At 60.5% G+C, this 14,515-nt stretch carries 12 protein-coding genes; 4 read left to right on the top strand and 8 right to left on the bottom strand.

Annotated elements, in window-relative coordinates; all coding sequences use genetic code 11:
- Window positions 1-9 precede the first annotated feature (9 nt).
- The 4 genes from AB4N91_RS12850 to AB4N91_RS12835 form a co-directional block, all read right to left on the bottom strand.
- Window positions 10-849, bottom strand: coding sequence for an AraC family ligand binding domain-containing protein (locus AB4N91_RS12850; RefSeq protein ID WP_460112523.1), 840 nt, complete (start codon window positions 847-849; stop codon window positions 10-12).
- A gap of 76 nt (window positions 850-925) precedes the next feature.
- Window positions 926-1,567: a DUF1345 domain-containing protein gene (locus tag AB4N91_RS12845; protein ID WP_102593760.1), complete on the bottom strand. Its 642-nt coding sequence runs from the start codon at window positions 1,565-1,567 to the stop codon at window positions 926-928.
- Window positions 1,568-1,669: 102 nt separating this feature from the next.
- On the bottom strand, window positions 1,670-4,768 hold the full coding sequence (locus AB4N91_RS12840) for an efflux RND transporter permease subunit (protein WP_077748363.1): 3,099 nt from the start codon (window positions 4,766-4,768) through the stop codon (window positions 1,670-1,672).
- A gap of 14 nt (window positions 4,769-4,782) precedes the next feature.
- The gene (locus AB4N91_RS12835; RefSeq protein WP_102593762.1) at window positions 4,783-5,940 is read right to left on the bottom strand and encodes an efflux RND transporter periplasmic adaptor subunit; all 1,158 of its coding nucleotides are present in this window, start codon (window positions 5,938-5,940) and stop codon (window positions 4,783-4,785) included.
- 294 nt (window positions 5,941-6,234) lie between these two features.
- Between AB4N91_RS12835 and AB4N91_RS12830 the strand changes: the two genes are divergently transcribed.
- The 3 genes from AB4N91_RS12830 (at window position 6,235) to AB4N91_RS12820 (ending at window position 10,689) form a co-directional block, all read left to right on the top strand.
- Window positions 6,235-6,936, top strand: coding sequence for a response regulator (locus AB4N91_RS12830; RefSeq protein WP_010459989.1), 702 nt, complete (start codon window positions 6,235-6,237; stop codon window positions 6,934-6,936).
- Window positions 6,937-6,940: 4 nt separating this feature from the next.
- The gene (locus AB4N91_RS12825) at window positions 6,941-8,254 is read left to right on the top strand and encodes an ATP-binding protein (protein ID WP_010459991.1); all 1,314 of its coding nucleotides are present in this window, start codon (window positions 6,941-6,943) and stop codon (window positions 8,252-8,254) included.
- Window positions 8,255-8,412: 158 nt separating this feature from the next.
- Window positions 8,413-10,689, top strand: a complete 2,277-nt coding sequence (locus AB4N91_RS12820; protein ID WP_460112522.1) for a hypothetical protein — start codon at window positions 8,413-8,415, stop codon at window positions 10,687-10,689.
- Window positions 10,690-10,826: 137 nt separating this feature from the next.
- Here AB4N91_RS12820 and pncA read toward each other — a convergent pair whose 3' ends face one another.
- The 4 genes from pncA to AB4N91_RS12800 form a co-directional block, all read right to left on the bottom strand.
- A complete protein-coding gene (gene pncA, locus AB4N91_RS12815) occupies window positions 10,827-11,456 on the bottom strand; it encodes a bifunctional nicotinamidase/pyrazinamidase (protein WP_460112521.1) in 630 nt (209 codons plus the stop codon).
- Window positions 11,457-11,505: 49 nt separating this feature from the next.
- Complete coding sequence (locus AB4N91_RS12810) at window positions 11,506-12,273, bottom strand: anti-sigma factor family protein (RefSeq protein ID WP_010459997.1); 768 nt, start codon at window positions 12,271-12,273, stop codon at window positions 11,506-11,508.
- Window positions 12,270-12,755, bottom strand: coding sequence for an RNA polymerase sigma factor (locus tag AB4N91_RS12805; RefSeq protein ID WP_010459999.1), 486 nt, complete (start codon window positions 12,753-12,755; stop codon window positions 12,270-12,272). Before AB4N91_RS12805 ends, AB4N91_RS12810 begins: the two co-directional genes overlap by 4 nt.
- Before the next feature lie 66 nt (window positions 12,756-12,821).
- Window positions 12,822-13,352: a tetratricopeptide repeat protein gene (locus AB4N91_RS12800; protein ID WP_083376824.1), complete on the bottom strand. Its 531-nt coding sequence runs from the start codon at window positions 13,350-13,352 to the stop codon at window positions 12,822-12,824.
- Window positions 13,353-13,546: 194 nt separating this feature from the next.
- On the opposite strand from AB4N91_RS12800, the gene AB4N91_RS12795 reads away from it, so the two are divergent.
- Window positions 13,547-14,320, top strand: a complete 774-nt coding sequence (locus tag AB4N91_RS12795; protein ID WP_077748371.1) for a class I SAM-dependent methyltransferase — start codon at window positions 13,547-13,549, stop codon at window positions 14,318-14,320.
- The last annotated feature ends 195 nt before the right edge of the window (window positions 14,321-14,515 follow it).

The raw sequence follows: 14,515 nt of genomic DNA, 5'->3' as shown, positions 1-14,515 counted from the left end.
ATCGGCGTATCACCTGTCTGGAAGATTTGAGCAGCGCTTGCGGTACAGCGCGGGTGTCAGGCCATAGGCTCTTACAAACCAGCGGCCCAGATGACTTTGATCGGAAAACCCCAATTCCATGGCGATTGTGGCCGGTAGTTCTCCGCGGGCCAGCAGGCGGCGCGCGGTGGCCAAGCGTAATTGCACGAGGTAAGCATGAGGTGCGATGCCATAAGCGGCCTTGAACGCGCGGGTCAAACGGAATCGATCTACGCCAGTTGCCGCAGCTAATTGATCGAGACCGATGTCGTAACGGGCGTTGGCATGCAAGTACTCCCGGGCCCTCTGCGCCACCCGGGGCAGGCGCGGGTCTTCCGCATAACGGGTGCGCCAGTGCAAGTGAGTGGTGAGGCGCTCCAGTAACCCGTCAAGAGCGCTCTGGCGCACGATTCTCAATTCCGCCCCGTGCAAGGCTTCAAAGGCGAGGCTGATGGCGTGAGCCAGCCTTGTATCACTGGCCAGGGTGGTGGCGAAACTCAATTGACTATTAAGCGGCGCGTCTTCGAACAGCGCGCTCAACTCACGTTCCAGCCACTGTGGGTCGAGATACAACATGCGGTAGGTGAACCCATCCTCCGTCGGCGCCTCTCCGTCGTGGATGTCTCCCGGTTCGAGCAAGAATACTTTGCCCGGCGTGCTCTGATGCCTGGCGCGCCGGCAATTGAATTGCTGAACGCCTTGCTCGGTCACGCCCACCAGGTAGCTGTCATGCCAATGCGGATCGTAAGCGTGGCCCTTGAAATGCGCGCGCAGGGTTTCGATGCCGGTGTCGGCGTCTTGGGTCAGGTCGATCCAGTTGTGGGTGGTCATGTTGCACCTGCGAAACCGTTTACCGACGTATTTAACGCCGACGCCGGGAACAATGACTAGAACGTTTGTGCAGCGCTCAGCCAAATAACCCGGCTGCGATGTTGATCGAAAAACCGAGAATCGCCGTATTGAACAAAAAACCGATCAGTGATTGCGCCAGCACAATCTTGCGCATGCTCCGAGTCGCCACGCCCACATCCGAAGTCTGCACCGCCACGCCAATGGTGAAAGAGAAGTACAGAAAGTCCCAGTAATTGGGAGTTTCCAGTCCTTCGGCGAAGCGTAGTGCCAGGTCCTTGCCGTTCCAGGTGTAGAACAGGCGAGCGTAATGCACGCTGAAAATCACCCCGATCAGTAGCCATGAGCCGATGACCGTCAGCGCGGTGAAGCCGTAATGCAGAAGCTTGCGGGTGGTTTCCAGGTCTTTGCTGCCGGCCAGCTCGAAGGTGATGGTCGCGAGGCTGGCAATCGCCGCGATGCACACCACAAACAACACCAACCCGGCGTTTTCGTCTTCGATCTCGGCAATACGCCTTACATCAGGCGCCTTGGCGCGGGCGGCGAGCCAGAGCATCAGGATCAAGTACGTCCAGACCCCGACATTCCAGCCAATGAGGATTTTGCTGATGATCGAATCGACTGGAGCCAGAATGCCTGCCGCGAGGCCAAGGGTGGCTGCGGCAGACAGGCGAGGGTGGGTGCGGGCGAGATAGGGCATGGGTGCTCGATGGGCCAGGGTATGCGACCACCTTAGTCCAGTGTGGTCTGTTGTGACCACACCAGAGAAAACAACCCGCTCCCGCAGGGGATATGTTGTGGGTTAGATGTCTTTATGGCGTTTGCGGACCAGCTTCATCACCACCACAAAAAACACCGGCACAAACACCACCGCCAGCGTCGCTGTGATCATCCCGCCGATCACCCCGGTGCCGATTGCTTGCTGACTCGCCGAACTGGCCCCGGTAGCAATTGCCAACGGCACCACACCCAGAATGAACGCCAGCGACGTCATCACAATCGGCCGCAACCGCAAGCGCGCGGCTTGCAGCGTGGCGTCGACCAAGTCATGCCCTTCGTCGTACAGGCTCTTGGCGAATTCGATGATCAGGATCGCGTTCTTCGCCGACAGGCCAATGATGGTGATCAGTCCGACCTTGAAGAACACGTCGTTGGGCATCCCGCGAAAGGTCACGGCCAGCACGGCGCCGAGCACACCCAGCGGCACTACCAGCAGCACCGATGTCGGAATCGACCAGCTTTCATACAGCGCCGCCAGGCAGAGGAACACGATCAACAGCGACAGCCCGAGCAGAATCGGTGCCTGACTGCCGGACAAACGTTCCTGCAAAGACAACCCGGTCCACTCCTGACCCAACCCGGCCGGGCCGAGTGCAACCAGCCGCTCGATTTCCGCCATGGCTTCGCCGGTGCTGTGGCCGGGCGCCGGCTCGCCGGAAATGCTGATCGCCGGGTAGCCGTTGTAACGGGTCAACTGCGCCGGGCCTTGGGTCCATTTCGCCTGGACGAAGGCCGACAACGGCACCATTTTTCCGCCGTCGTTACGCACGTGGATCTTCAGCAGATCGGCCACCTGGCTGCGTTGATCGCCTTCAGCCTGAACCACCACCCGTTGCATCCGCCCCTGATTGGGGAAGTCGTTGATGTAGGCCGAACCGACCGCCGTGGAGAGCACGTTGCCAATGTCGGCAAAGGACACGCCCAAAGCGTTGGCCTGTTTGCGGTCGACTTCCAGCTGCACTTGCGGCGCCTCGGCCAGCGCGCTTTCGCGCACGTTCATCAGGATCGGGCTTTTCTCGGCGGCGGCGAGCAATTCGCTCCGCGCTTTCATCAGCGTGGCATGACCGAGGCCGCCACGGTCCTGCAAGCGGAACTCGAAGCCGCTGGAAGTGCCGAGACCGTCAACCGGCGGCGGCAGCACCGAGAAGGCCACCGCATCCTTTATCTGGCTCAGGGCAATGTTGGCGCGGTCGGCAATCGAACTCGCCGAGTCGTCGCTGCCCCGATCCGACCAATCCTTCAGCGTGGTAAATGCCAGCGCGGCGTTTTGTCCGCTGCCGGAAAAACTGAAACCGAGAATCACTGTGCTGTCGCCGACACCCGGCTCAGTGGCGTTGTGCGCTTCAACTTGTTCCACGACCTTGACCGTGCGGTTTTTGCTCGCACCCGGTGGTAGCTGAATGTCGGTGATGGTGTAACCCTGATCCTCAACCGGCAGAAACGAGGAGGGCAGGCGACTGAAACACAGGCCCAGACCAATCAGCAGCACGCCGTAGATCAGCAGATAACGGCCCGTGCGTTTCAGTGCATACGCCACCCAACCTTGATAACGCTCGGTCAGACGCTCGAAACCACGGTTGAACCAACCAAAGAACCCGCTCTTTTCGTGATGCTCACCCTTGGCAATCGGCTTGAGCAGCGTCGCGCACAGCGCCGGGGTCAGGGTCAGCGCAAGGAAGGCGGAGAACAGGATCGAGGTGGCCATCGACAGCGAGAACTGTCGGTAAATCACCCCGACCGAGCCCTGCATGAACGCCATCGGAATAAACACCGCCACCAGCACCAGGGTGATGCCGATGATTGCCCCGGTAATCTGCTTCATCGCCTTGCGCGTCGCCTCTTTGGGCGACAGGCCCTCGGTGGCCATGATCCGCTCGACGTTTTCCACCACCACGATGGCGTCATCCACCAGAATGCCGATGGCCAGTACCATGCCGAACATGGTCAGCACGTTGATCGAGAAGCCCAGCGCGAGCATGGTCGCAAACGTGCCCATCAGCGCCACCGGCACCACCAGCGTCGGGATCAGCGTGTAGCGGATGTTCTGCAGGAACAGGAACATCACCGCAAACACCAGCAGCATCGCCTCGCCGAGGGTGTAAACCACTTTGGTGATCGAGACTTTGACGAACGGCGAGGTGTCGTAAGGAATCTTGTATTCCACGTTCGCCGGGAAGTAGCGCGCCAGTTCATCCATCTTCGCGCGCACCAGGGTCGCGGTGCTCAGCGCATTGGCGCCCGGCGCCAACTGTACGCTGACGGCGGTGGAAGGCTTGCCGTTCAGGCGCGTGCCGAACTGATATTCCTGGCTGCCGATCTCGACCCGCGCCACGTCCTTGATGCGCACGGTGGAACCGTCAGGATTGGCCTTGAGGACGATGTCGGCGAATTCTTCCGGCGTCGACAATTGGCCTTTTACCAGAATGGTCGCGGTGATTTCCTGGGTGGTGCGCGTCGGCAAATCGCCGATGCTGCCGGCCGAGACCTGGGCGTTCTGCGCGACGATGGCGGCGTTGACGTCGCCCGGGGTCAGGTTGAAACCGATCAGCTTCTGCGGGTCGATCCAGATGCGCATCGCCCGTTCGGCGCCATACAACTGGGCTTTGCCGACGCCGTCCAGGCGCTTGATCTCGTTCATCACGTTGCGCGCCAGGTAATCACTGAGCGCCACATCGTCGAGCTTGCCGTCGCTGGAAGTCAGGGTGATCAACAACAGGAAACCGGCGGAGACTTTCTCCACCTGCAAGCCTTGCTGATTGACCGCTTGGGGCAGCCGCGACTCCACGACTTTCAGCCGGTTTTGCACGTCGACCTGGGCCATTTCCGGGTGGGTGCCCGGCTGGAAAGTGGCCTTGATGGTGGCGCTGCCGAGGCTGCTCTGGGATTCGAAATACAGCAGATGATCAGCGCCGTTGAGCTCTTCCTCGATCAGGCTGACTACGCTCTCGTCGATAGTCTGCGCCGAAGCGCCGGGGTACACGGCGTAGATTTCGATCTGCGGCGGCGCGACGTCGGGGTATTGCGCCACCGGCAACTGAGGAATGGCCAAGGCGCCGGCCAGCAGGATGAACAGGGCAACCACCCAGGCGAACACCGGGCGATCGATAAAGAACTGCGGCATAAAAAGCGTCCTGCTTACTGACCAGAAACCTGGGCAAGTGGAAGAGGGGTGTTGTCGATCTGGACTTTTTCACCGGGCTTGGCGTGTTGCAGGCCTTCGGTGACGATGCGGTCGCCGGGGTTAAGGCCGGCGGTGACGATCCAGCGATCGTTCTGTACCGCGCCCAGTTCTACCGTTTGCTGGCCGATGCGTTGCTCGGCGTCGATCACCAACACCTGGGCAATGCCGGCGCTGTCACGCTGAATGGACCGCTGCGGTACGCTGATGCCTTGCTGATTGACGGCTTGTTCGAGGCGCACCCGCACGAAGCTGCCCGGCAGCAAGTCGAGGTCCGGGTTGGGGAACTCGCTGCGCACGATAATCTGGCCAGTGCCCGGGTCGACAGTGATGTCGGTGAACAGCAGCTTGCCCGGCAGCGGGTAAAGGCTGCCGTCATCCTGAATCAGCGTGGCTTTGGCCTGGCCCTGGCCCACTTCCTTCAACTGCCCGGAACGGAAGGCGCGGCGCAGGTCGTTGAGTTCCCGGGTCGATTGGGTCAGGTCGGCGTGAATCGGGTTCAGCTGCTGGATCAGTGCCAGCGGCGTGGTTTCGTTCTGCCCGACCAGCGCACCTTCGGTCACCAGCGCGCGGCCGATACGCCCGGAAATCGGCGCAGTGACGGTGGCGTAGCCGAGGTTGAGTTTCGCCCGGTCCACGGCGGCCTTGTTGGCGGCGACATCAGCAGCGGTTTGCCGGGCACTGGCCCGGGCGTTGTCGTAATCCTGGCCGCTGATGGCGTTGCCTTCGATCAACTGGGCATAACGCTGTTCCTGCAATTTGGCCTGGAACGCATTGGCTTCAGCCTTGCGCAAGGATGCTTCGGCGCTGTCGAGGTCAGCCTTGAAGGGCGCCGGGTCGATACGGAACAGCACATCGCCTTTTTTGACGTCGCTGCCTTCGCGAAAGGTGCGTTGCAACACGACGCCGGCGACCCGGGCGCGGACTTCGGCAATCCGTGGCGCGGCAATCCGCCCGCTCAGTTCACTGGTGATCGACAGGGGCCGGGCTTCGACAGTTTCGACGCGCACCGTGGCCAGAGGCGCCTGTTCTTCGGCGTTCGAGGACTTGTCACAAGCGCTCAGCGTCAATGCCAGCGCCATCAGGCTGAGCTTGGCAAGCAGGTTCTTTGACATGTAATTACCCCAATAATGACTGCCCGCATCCTACGGGGAGGCGAGGAGAGTAGCGGTGAAGCTTTGTTGGTGCTGTGTGAAATTGTGTAAGGGTTTTGCTCGCGGGCGTGCGGGGGCGTATATCCTTGGCCGCTTGAAACTTTTTGCGCCTGTCAGGCCGCCTTCGCGGGCAAGCCTCGCTCCTACCGTTAATCGCATTCCCTCGTAGGAGCGAGTATTCGCATTTCCCTGTAGGAGCGAGGCTTGCCCGCGAAGAGGCCCCAAAGGTCGCCACTGCACTTTCTGGAAACACCCATGCCCAACATCCTCCTGGTCGAAGACGACACCGCGCTCTCCGAACTGATTGCCAGCTACCTGGAACGCAATGGCTATAGCGTCAGTGTGATCAGCCGTGGCGACCACGTGCGCGAGCGGGCGCGGGTCAATCCGCCGGACCTGGTCATCCTCGACCTGATGCTGCCCGGGCTTGATGGCCTGCAAGTCTGCCGCTTGCTGCGGGCGGATTCGGCCACGCTGCCGATCCTGATGCTGACCGCTCGCGACGACAGCCACGACCAGGTGCTGGGGCTGGAAATGGGCGCCGACGATTACGTCACCAAACCCTGCGAACCCCGCGTCTTGCTGGCCCGCGTGCGCACGCTGCTGCGCCGCAGCAGCCTCAGCGAACCGCAGACCGCCAACGACCGCATCCTCATGGGCAACTTGTGCATCGACTTGTCCGAACGCACCGTGACTTGGCGCGATCAGCTGGTGGAGCTGTCCAGCGGTGAATACAACCTGCTGGTGGTGCTGGCCCGGCACGCCGGCGAAGTACTGAGCCGCGACCAGATCCTGCAACGCCTGCGCGGCATCGAATTCAACGGCACCGACCGCTCGGTGGACGTGGCGATTTCCAAGTTGCGGCGCAAGTTCGACGACCACGCGGGCGAGGCGCGCAAGATCAAGACCGTGTGGGGCAAGGGCTACCTGTTCAGCCGTTCCGAGTGGGAATGCTGAGACGATGTTCAGGATCCTGTTTCGCCTCTATCTGGTGATGATCGTCTCGTACAGCGCGGCGATCTACCTGATGCCGGACTTGGTGATCAAGCTCTTCCATGAACGGTTCGTCACCTACAACCTCGATTATTCGCGCGGGCTGCAAACCCTCATCGTCAAACAGTTCCATGCCGTGCCGGAAGCTCAATGGCCAGCGTTGGCGACTGAAATGGACAAGGAGTTTGCCCCGCTGCGCATCGTTCTGACCCGCCATGACGATCCCGACTTCACCCTCCAGGAGCGCCAGCGTTTGCAGCGTGGCGAGAACGTCGTGCGCATTGGTGACTGGGGCTGGCGCACGCTCGCCGTGGCACCGCTGAATGAGCAGTCCGTTGTCGAAATGGTCGTACCGCCGGACCCGATGGACGTCAGCCTGTTGTACTGGAGCATCAACGTCCTGATCGGCGCGACCATGCTCGCCTGCCTGTTGCTGTGGCTGCGTCCGCACTGGCGCGATCTGGAACGGCTCAAAGGCACCGCCGAACGTTTCGGCAAGGGCCACCTCGGCGAACGCACACAGATCTCCTCGCACTCCAACATCGGTAGCCTGGCCACTGTCTTCGACACCATGGCCGGCGACATCGAAAACCTGCTCAACCAGCAACGCGACTTGCTTAACGCCGTGTCCCACGAACTGCGCACACCGCTGACGCGCCTGGACTTCGGCCTGGCCCTGGCGCTGTCCGACGACTTGCCGGCTGCCAGTCGCGAGCGGCTGCTGGGGCTGGTCGCGCACATACGGGAGCTGGATGAGCTGGTGCTGGAGTTGTTGTCCTACAGCCGACTGCAAAACCCGGCGCGGCTGCCGGAGCAGGTTGAAGTGTCGCTGGACGAGTTCATCGACAGCATTTTGGGCAGCGTCGATGAAGAACTGGAGTCGCCGGACATCGTGATCGATGTGCTGCTGCATGGGCAACTCGAACGCTTCGTGCTGGACCCGCGACTGACGGCTCGCGCGATACAGAACCTGCTGCGCAATGCCATGCGCTATTGCGAAAAGCGTATTCAGATTGGCGTAAAGGTCTGTCCGAAAGGGTGTGAAATCTGGGTCGACGACGACGGCATCGGCATTCCCGACGATGAGCGCGAGCGGATTTTTGAACCGTTCTATCGACTGGATCGCAGCCGGGATCGGGCAACGGGCGGATTTGGCCTGGGGCTGGCGATCAGTCGTCGGGCGCTGGAAGCGCAGGGTGGCACGCTGACCGTTGAGGCATCGCCGCTCGGCGGAGCGCGGTTCAAATTGTGGTTGCCGACGCTGGCCAGCACTTCGGTTTAAGGTCAGGCGCGTTTTCAGACTAAAGGTAGTCATTCAGGTTTTTAAGATGCTGTACCTGTCAGATCTGACAGTAGCGGTCATCGGCCGGGCGGTGTTGAATAAAAAGGACGTGCTCTTTTCTATCCAGCCATCGCAGCCCGGCCTACAGGGACTTTCCCATGAATACGATGACCACATTCACCCTCGACAAACCCCTCATTCCGGGAATGAAAGAACCGATTCCGGGGCCGGACGGCGCCGACGCCGGGCTTCCACTGGCGTTGACTTACCTGTATCCGGAAGGGGTCAAAGTGTTCATCGAGCCTTCGTCCCTCGCACAAGCCGGTGACACCTTCAAGCTGCAGCTCAACGGCGCAACGGTGGCCTCATTCCCCGTGATGGCGGGTGAAGAAGACAAGCGTGCGACTGTTTACGTGCAGACCCGGCACTGGACGGACGGGCTCAATACGCTCGATTGCTTGCTTGATCGCGCAGGCACCGAGATCGACGCTTCGGCGCCGTTGCAAGTGTTATTCCATGCGCAGCGCCCCGGCCTCGTGGATCAGTTTCCTGGCGAGGAAGGTCATTCGGAGCTATCGATTGAAGTCGAGTCAGAAGTGCTGGATCAAGGCGTGGACCCTGAGCGGGCGAGCGAAGGCGTTATCGTCACGCTGTCCTATCCGTTGATGAGGACGTTTGACCAGATTCGGCTCGATTGCAATTCCATTGTGCTCAACCACACGGTGACCCAGCCTGAAGTCGATCAGGGTTGGCTCGAGATGACGGTCGACGAAGCGACATTTGTTGCGGCTGGCGATAATCCGCGTTTTCGCATCAATTACACAGTGATCGATCGCGTAGGTAACGGGCCGGATGTCAACAGCCCGTACTCGGCCAGTCTGTATCTGTACGTCAACCTGAAGGGCACGTGGTATGACCCACCGATCGTCAGTGAAGACCCCGCCGATGCCGAAGACGATCCCGATACCATCGAGCTTGAAAAACTCGCGGGCAAACCGGCCGCGGCGCAGGTTTACGTGCCGCGCGGTTGGTTGAAAGACGACGAAATCCACCTCACTTGCCGCTTCCGCAGCGCCGACGGATCGGAACCGGAAGACGTGTTGACGCTCATTGAAACAATCAAGAATGTCCCTTTCATGTATTCGCTGTCCGTTCCATACGATCGATTCGCCCGAGTTGCGGGCGGGACTGCCGTGTTCAGTTACACCCGCATGAGTCAGGGCAATAGGCTTGATCGTTCCATTGCGTTGAAGGTCGACGTCAAAGGCAAGGCTGTCTCCTTGCTGCAACCGCCAACGCTGGTGGGGGCGGGCACTCCACTGGACCCACTGGACTTTGTTGATGGCGTGACCGCTCGTGTGGAATTTCTTGACGATGTTCCCGGTGATCAGGCCCGACTGTTGGCCGAAGGTACACCCGGTCTCGGCTCGCCGACGTTCGCCGCCATGGCCTTCAACAAAAACCATCGGGCGAACTTTCTGCTCAAGCCACAGATGTTGATGGCCAATCATGGTGCGGTCATGAGCCTGTCCTGGGTGTTGCTCCGCGATACTGCGGCACAAGCCAGCGATTCACTGGATGTGACGATCAATCGAATAAAAGACAAGGATCCGCGCCTGCCAAAGCCGTCGATCCCTCAAGCCATCGGCAATAAGGTGCTGGATCTCGGCTCGTTTGCGGGCCCAGTGCAGGCGCAATGCGCGCCATGGCCCGGGATAGGACTTGGGCAATTGCGTTGGTTTCGCCTGCACGGTGTTGATGTAAATGGCAACGAGTACGTCATCCCTATCGCTCAGGGCGCACCTGTCACGAATGTTGAGATAGGCGGGCTGGACAACACGGTGCCACGGGATCTGCTGCTGAAGTTCAAGCCCGGAAGCCAGCTGCAAATGGTGTTGAAAGTGGGGTTTGACGGCAAGGACGATGAAAGCGCTGCCGTGGTGTTTGCCACACAGGAACTGACAGTATTGAACCTGCCCGCTCAGCCTCTGGAGGACTTTGACGGTGCGCCCACCCAAACGGTGCGGCATGGCGGTGTCATTGATCTGTCCAGCATGCGGATCACGTTCAAGTCGGGAGAAGGCGAGGTTGCCGTCACCCCCCGCACTGAAATTGGCGAATCGTTTCCCGGACAGGTAGAAAACCAGGTGCTGAGCATCGGTCGCGAAGCGTTTGGCGCAGCGGCGGTGAACGTGGAATTGAAACTCAAGAACAGTTATTCACGGATCAGTTTCTGGCACGTCAGCTCCAATTACGACAACAGCACCGTGTCGTATTACACCGCCGCTGGAGCCTTGCTGGGCACACAGAAACTGGGGACATCATACGGTGGTCCGGTGAATGTTTCGTTTGATGCACCGGGTATCGCTCGGCTGGATTTTCACTGCCCTACGCCGGACTGGTTCTCACTCGATAATTTCAGAGTGGCTGATTAGTGTGGGGCCGAAACGGAACAGACTTGGTTATCGGTGAGTGAGCGATTGCAATTTCCAGGTAGCGTCTGCCAAGCCTGCGAAACTGCGTTCGAGTCGTGGCGCACTCGATCGCAGTCCTTGTGGGCAGGTGCCGGGGGTTAACCCGGCACTTGATCCGCTGAAACCAGATCAACGCCAGCCACCTGCATCCGCTCGATCGCAGCCGCTAACGATCCGTCCAGGTCAATCGCCCGGCACGCATCCAACACCACGAACACATTGAACCCCGCCGCCCGCGCATCCAGTGCCGAGAACATCACGCAGAAATCCAGCGCCAGTCCGACCAGGTAGAGCGTGTCGATGCCGCGTTCCTTCAAATAGCCGGCCAGGCCGGTGGTGGTCTTGCGATCCGCTTCCAGAAATGCCGAGTAACTGTCGATGTCCGGGTTGCAGCCCTTGCGGATGATCAGTTGCGCGTGGGGCAGGTTGAGATCCTTGTGTAACTCGGCCCCTGCCGTCGCCCGTACACAATGATCCGGCCACAGTGTTTGCGGGCCGTAAGGCAGCTCGATGACCTCGTAAGGCTCACGGCCGGGATGGCTTGAAGCAAACGAGGCGTGGCCGGGTGGATGCCAGTCCTGGGCAATGATGACCTGTTTGAACCGGTCGCCCAGGCGGTTGATCAAGGGCACGATCAAGTCTCCCTCGGGCACCGGCAGTTGCCCCCCGGGGATGAAGTCGTTCTGTACGTCGATGACCAGCAAGGCTGTGCGAGAAGCGTTTGGCATGGGGAGGTTCCTCCTTGGAAAACAGACGCCAAGCATAGGGCAACTTCGCTCACGCGCTAAGTCGGCTACGCAACGATTTCGCCATGCCTTCCAGTTCCGCCGCCGGGTTATGCCCGATCAGCATCCACGCATGTTCCATGTCTGCCCAATACACCACATTCATCCTGTGCCGAATCTCATGGGAAAAATGCCGGCTGCCACTGTTGGAGCGCTTGGCGCACAAGGCAATCGGACCATGTGCCGGGTCCAGATAAGTAATCTGCGCGATCGGCATGCCGTCGTATTCGAGGATCTGCGCGCGCTTCAATTCGGACCGTGGCAGGGCCAGTTTTGCAGGCGTCAGGCTCAGGCCCAGGCGCGCGTCGATGGTTCGCAGTTGCGCCCGTTGTGAGGCTTCGTCGACGGGCAAGTGTTCCAGGGTTTGTGGCACGTACAGCGACATATAGTCGGCGACCAGGCCCCGCCAGTTGCTTTTCTCCTGGCTCAGTTGCCAGGCAAGGAACAATCGATCCGCCACCACGCCACTCACCACCAGGCCGGCCGCCGCCGCGAGGAATCGGCGTCGATTCAGGGCCGGACGTTCAGGCGAGGGCAAAGTGTCGAGCATCGACTGCAAGCGGTGGACAGGCGCCTGTTGGGTCAGTTCGTCATAAGCCTCTTTGAACGGCAGGCTGCTGCGGGCCAGCCATTGCAGGCGCAAGTTGAGTGTCGAGTCTTCGGCGACGGCCGCGTCGATGCGGGTGCGCTGGTCGGCATCGAGCTGATCGTCGAGGTACGCCACCAGTTCCTCGTCCGAAGGTGTCGCGCGCTCGTTCATCGACGTTCTCCCGTGAAAGGGTTCGGCACTGTGTGCAGTGGCGGATATTCAGCCAGTTTCACCCGTGCGGCGGCGAGGCGGCTCATGACGGTGCCGATGGGCACTTGTAGCACCTCGGCGACTTCGCGATACGACAGGCCTTCGACATACGCCAGGTACACCGTTTCACGTTGGGCCTCGGGCAGGGCGTCGACCCGGCGGATGACCTGGGCGGCGAGCACATGGGTCTGCGCTATCGATTCCCCGTCAACCGACAACTGGCTGTCGGCATCGACCAGGCCCTGACCTTGGCGCACCCGTCGGGAGCGCACTTCGTTGAGCCAGATCGAATGCAAAATGCTCAACAGCCAGCGGTCCATGCGGGTGCCAGGTACAAACTGCCCGGCACGCTCAAGTGCCCGAACGCAGGTGGCTTGCACCAGGTCTTCGGCCACATGCCGTTGCCGGGACAGCAGCAGGCCGTAACGCCATAAACGCGCCAAATGCTGGCCCAGTTCTGTTCGTATTGCCTGATCGCTGGCGATGGCGACCTCCGTCTGTTCGGTGTGTCAGGTTTTCGATGAATCATTGATCGCTTCGGCCAGGTCCTGATATTCCTCACACGTACTGCCACAGATCGATTTGATCTGCTGCAACTGCTCTTGCGCCAGGTCCAGCCGACCTTTGATCACGTAAGCCTCGCCGAGGTATTCACGCACTTGCGCATAGTGCGGGTCGAGTTTGACCGATTGCAGGTAATAACCGATGCCTTCGTCGGTACGCCCCAGTTTACGCGTGGCATAGCCGCGGTAGTTCAGAGCCTTGGCCGTATTTGGATTCTTGAGCGTATCGAGCAGGGCCAGGGCTTCTTCGTAGCGACCGTCCTTGGCCAGGCGGTAGGCGTAATCGGTGCGGTCAGCGTCCGGGACCAGGCTGCTGGTTTGCATGACGCACTTCTGCGATTTGGTGTCGAACACCTGGCCTTTGGGGCAGTTGGGTTTGGCCGGAGCGTCATCGTCGCCATCGGCCAGGGCCAGTGAACCGGACAACGCAACGGCGAGCAACAGCGGGGCGGTGAAAACAGCAAAACGGATAGTCATGGAAAATGCTCGGCGAGTTGATTCGATTGAGTGTAAACCACGCCCCGGCCGCAGGCGGCAGCCGCAGGGGCAATTCTCATGGGGCGTTGATTGGAGAACACCGCAGGGTGAACAATTATTCATTTCTTTGGCGGGGAAAGCTCAAATCGAGGCGCTATGCTCGACAGCATTCGTTGTTGTTCAGGAGCACTGCCATGAAAGATCAGGTCCATCATTCTGCGGCTGCGGGTTACAAAACCGGGGCCGATACGTATGTTCGCGGCCGCCCGGACTACCCGCCGCAAGTGGCCGAGTGGCTGAGCGAAACCCTGGGCTTGAACGCGGGCAAAACCGTGATCGATCTGGGCGCGGGCACCGGTAAATTCACTGGGCGCCTGGTCGCGACCGGCGCGCAGGTGATTGCCGTGGAACCGGTGCCGCAGATGCTTGAGAAGTTGTCCGACGCGTTCCCCGATGTGTTGGCGGTGAGCGGCACCGCGATGGATTTGCCGCTGCCGGATGCATCGGTGGACGTGGTGGTCTGCGCCCAGGCCTTTCACTGGTTTGCCAGCACTGAAGCACTGACCGAAATCGCCCGGGTCCTCAAGCCCGGTGGCAGGCTGGGCCTGGTGTGGAACCTGCGCGATACCAAGGTGAGTTGGGTGCCGAAACTGGATGCGATCATCAACGCGCTGGAAGGCGATACGCCGCGCTACTACACGGGAGCCTGGCGTCAGGCCTTTCCTCATCCGGCGTTCGGGCCGTTGCAAGCCCAGTATTTCAGCCATGGGCACACGGGGGCGCCGGAAGATGTGATCTTCAATCGCGTGCGCTCGACCAGTTTTATTGCGGCGTTGCCCGAGGAGCAGCGGGAGAGGGTGGATGAACAGATGCGGGCGTTGATTGCCGGGGAGCCTGACTTGCGCGGCAAGGATGTGGTGACCGTACCTTATGAAACCGTGGCGTTTGTGGCGGTGAAGGGCAGTTAGATCGGCGGTGCTGCCTTCGCGGGCAAGCCTCGCTCCTACAAAGGCACCGTATGCCCGTATGCCCGTATGCCCGTAGGAGCGAGGCTTGCCCGCGAAGAGGTCAGATCAGACACTGGAGAACCCGAGGCAGTCCCGCTTTTGGCCGAACCACTGCCTTACTCCCCCACGCAATGCCTTGTTATAGTCCGGTCCTCA

Source organism: Pseudomonas sp. H3_D04 (assembly GCF_054669175.1).
This window is presented reverse-complemented; position numbering and strand designations above follow the sequence as displayed.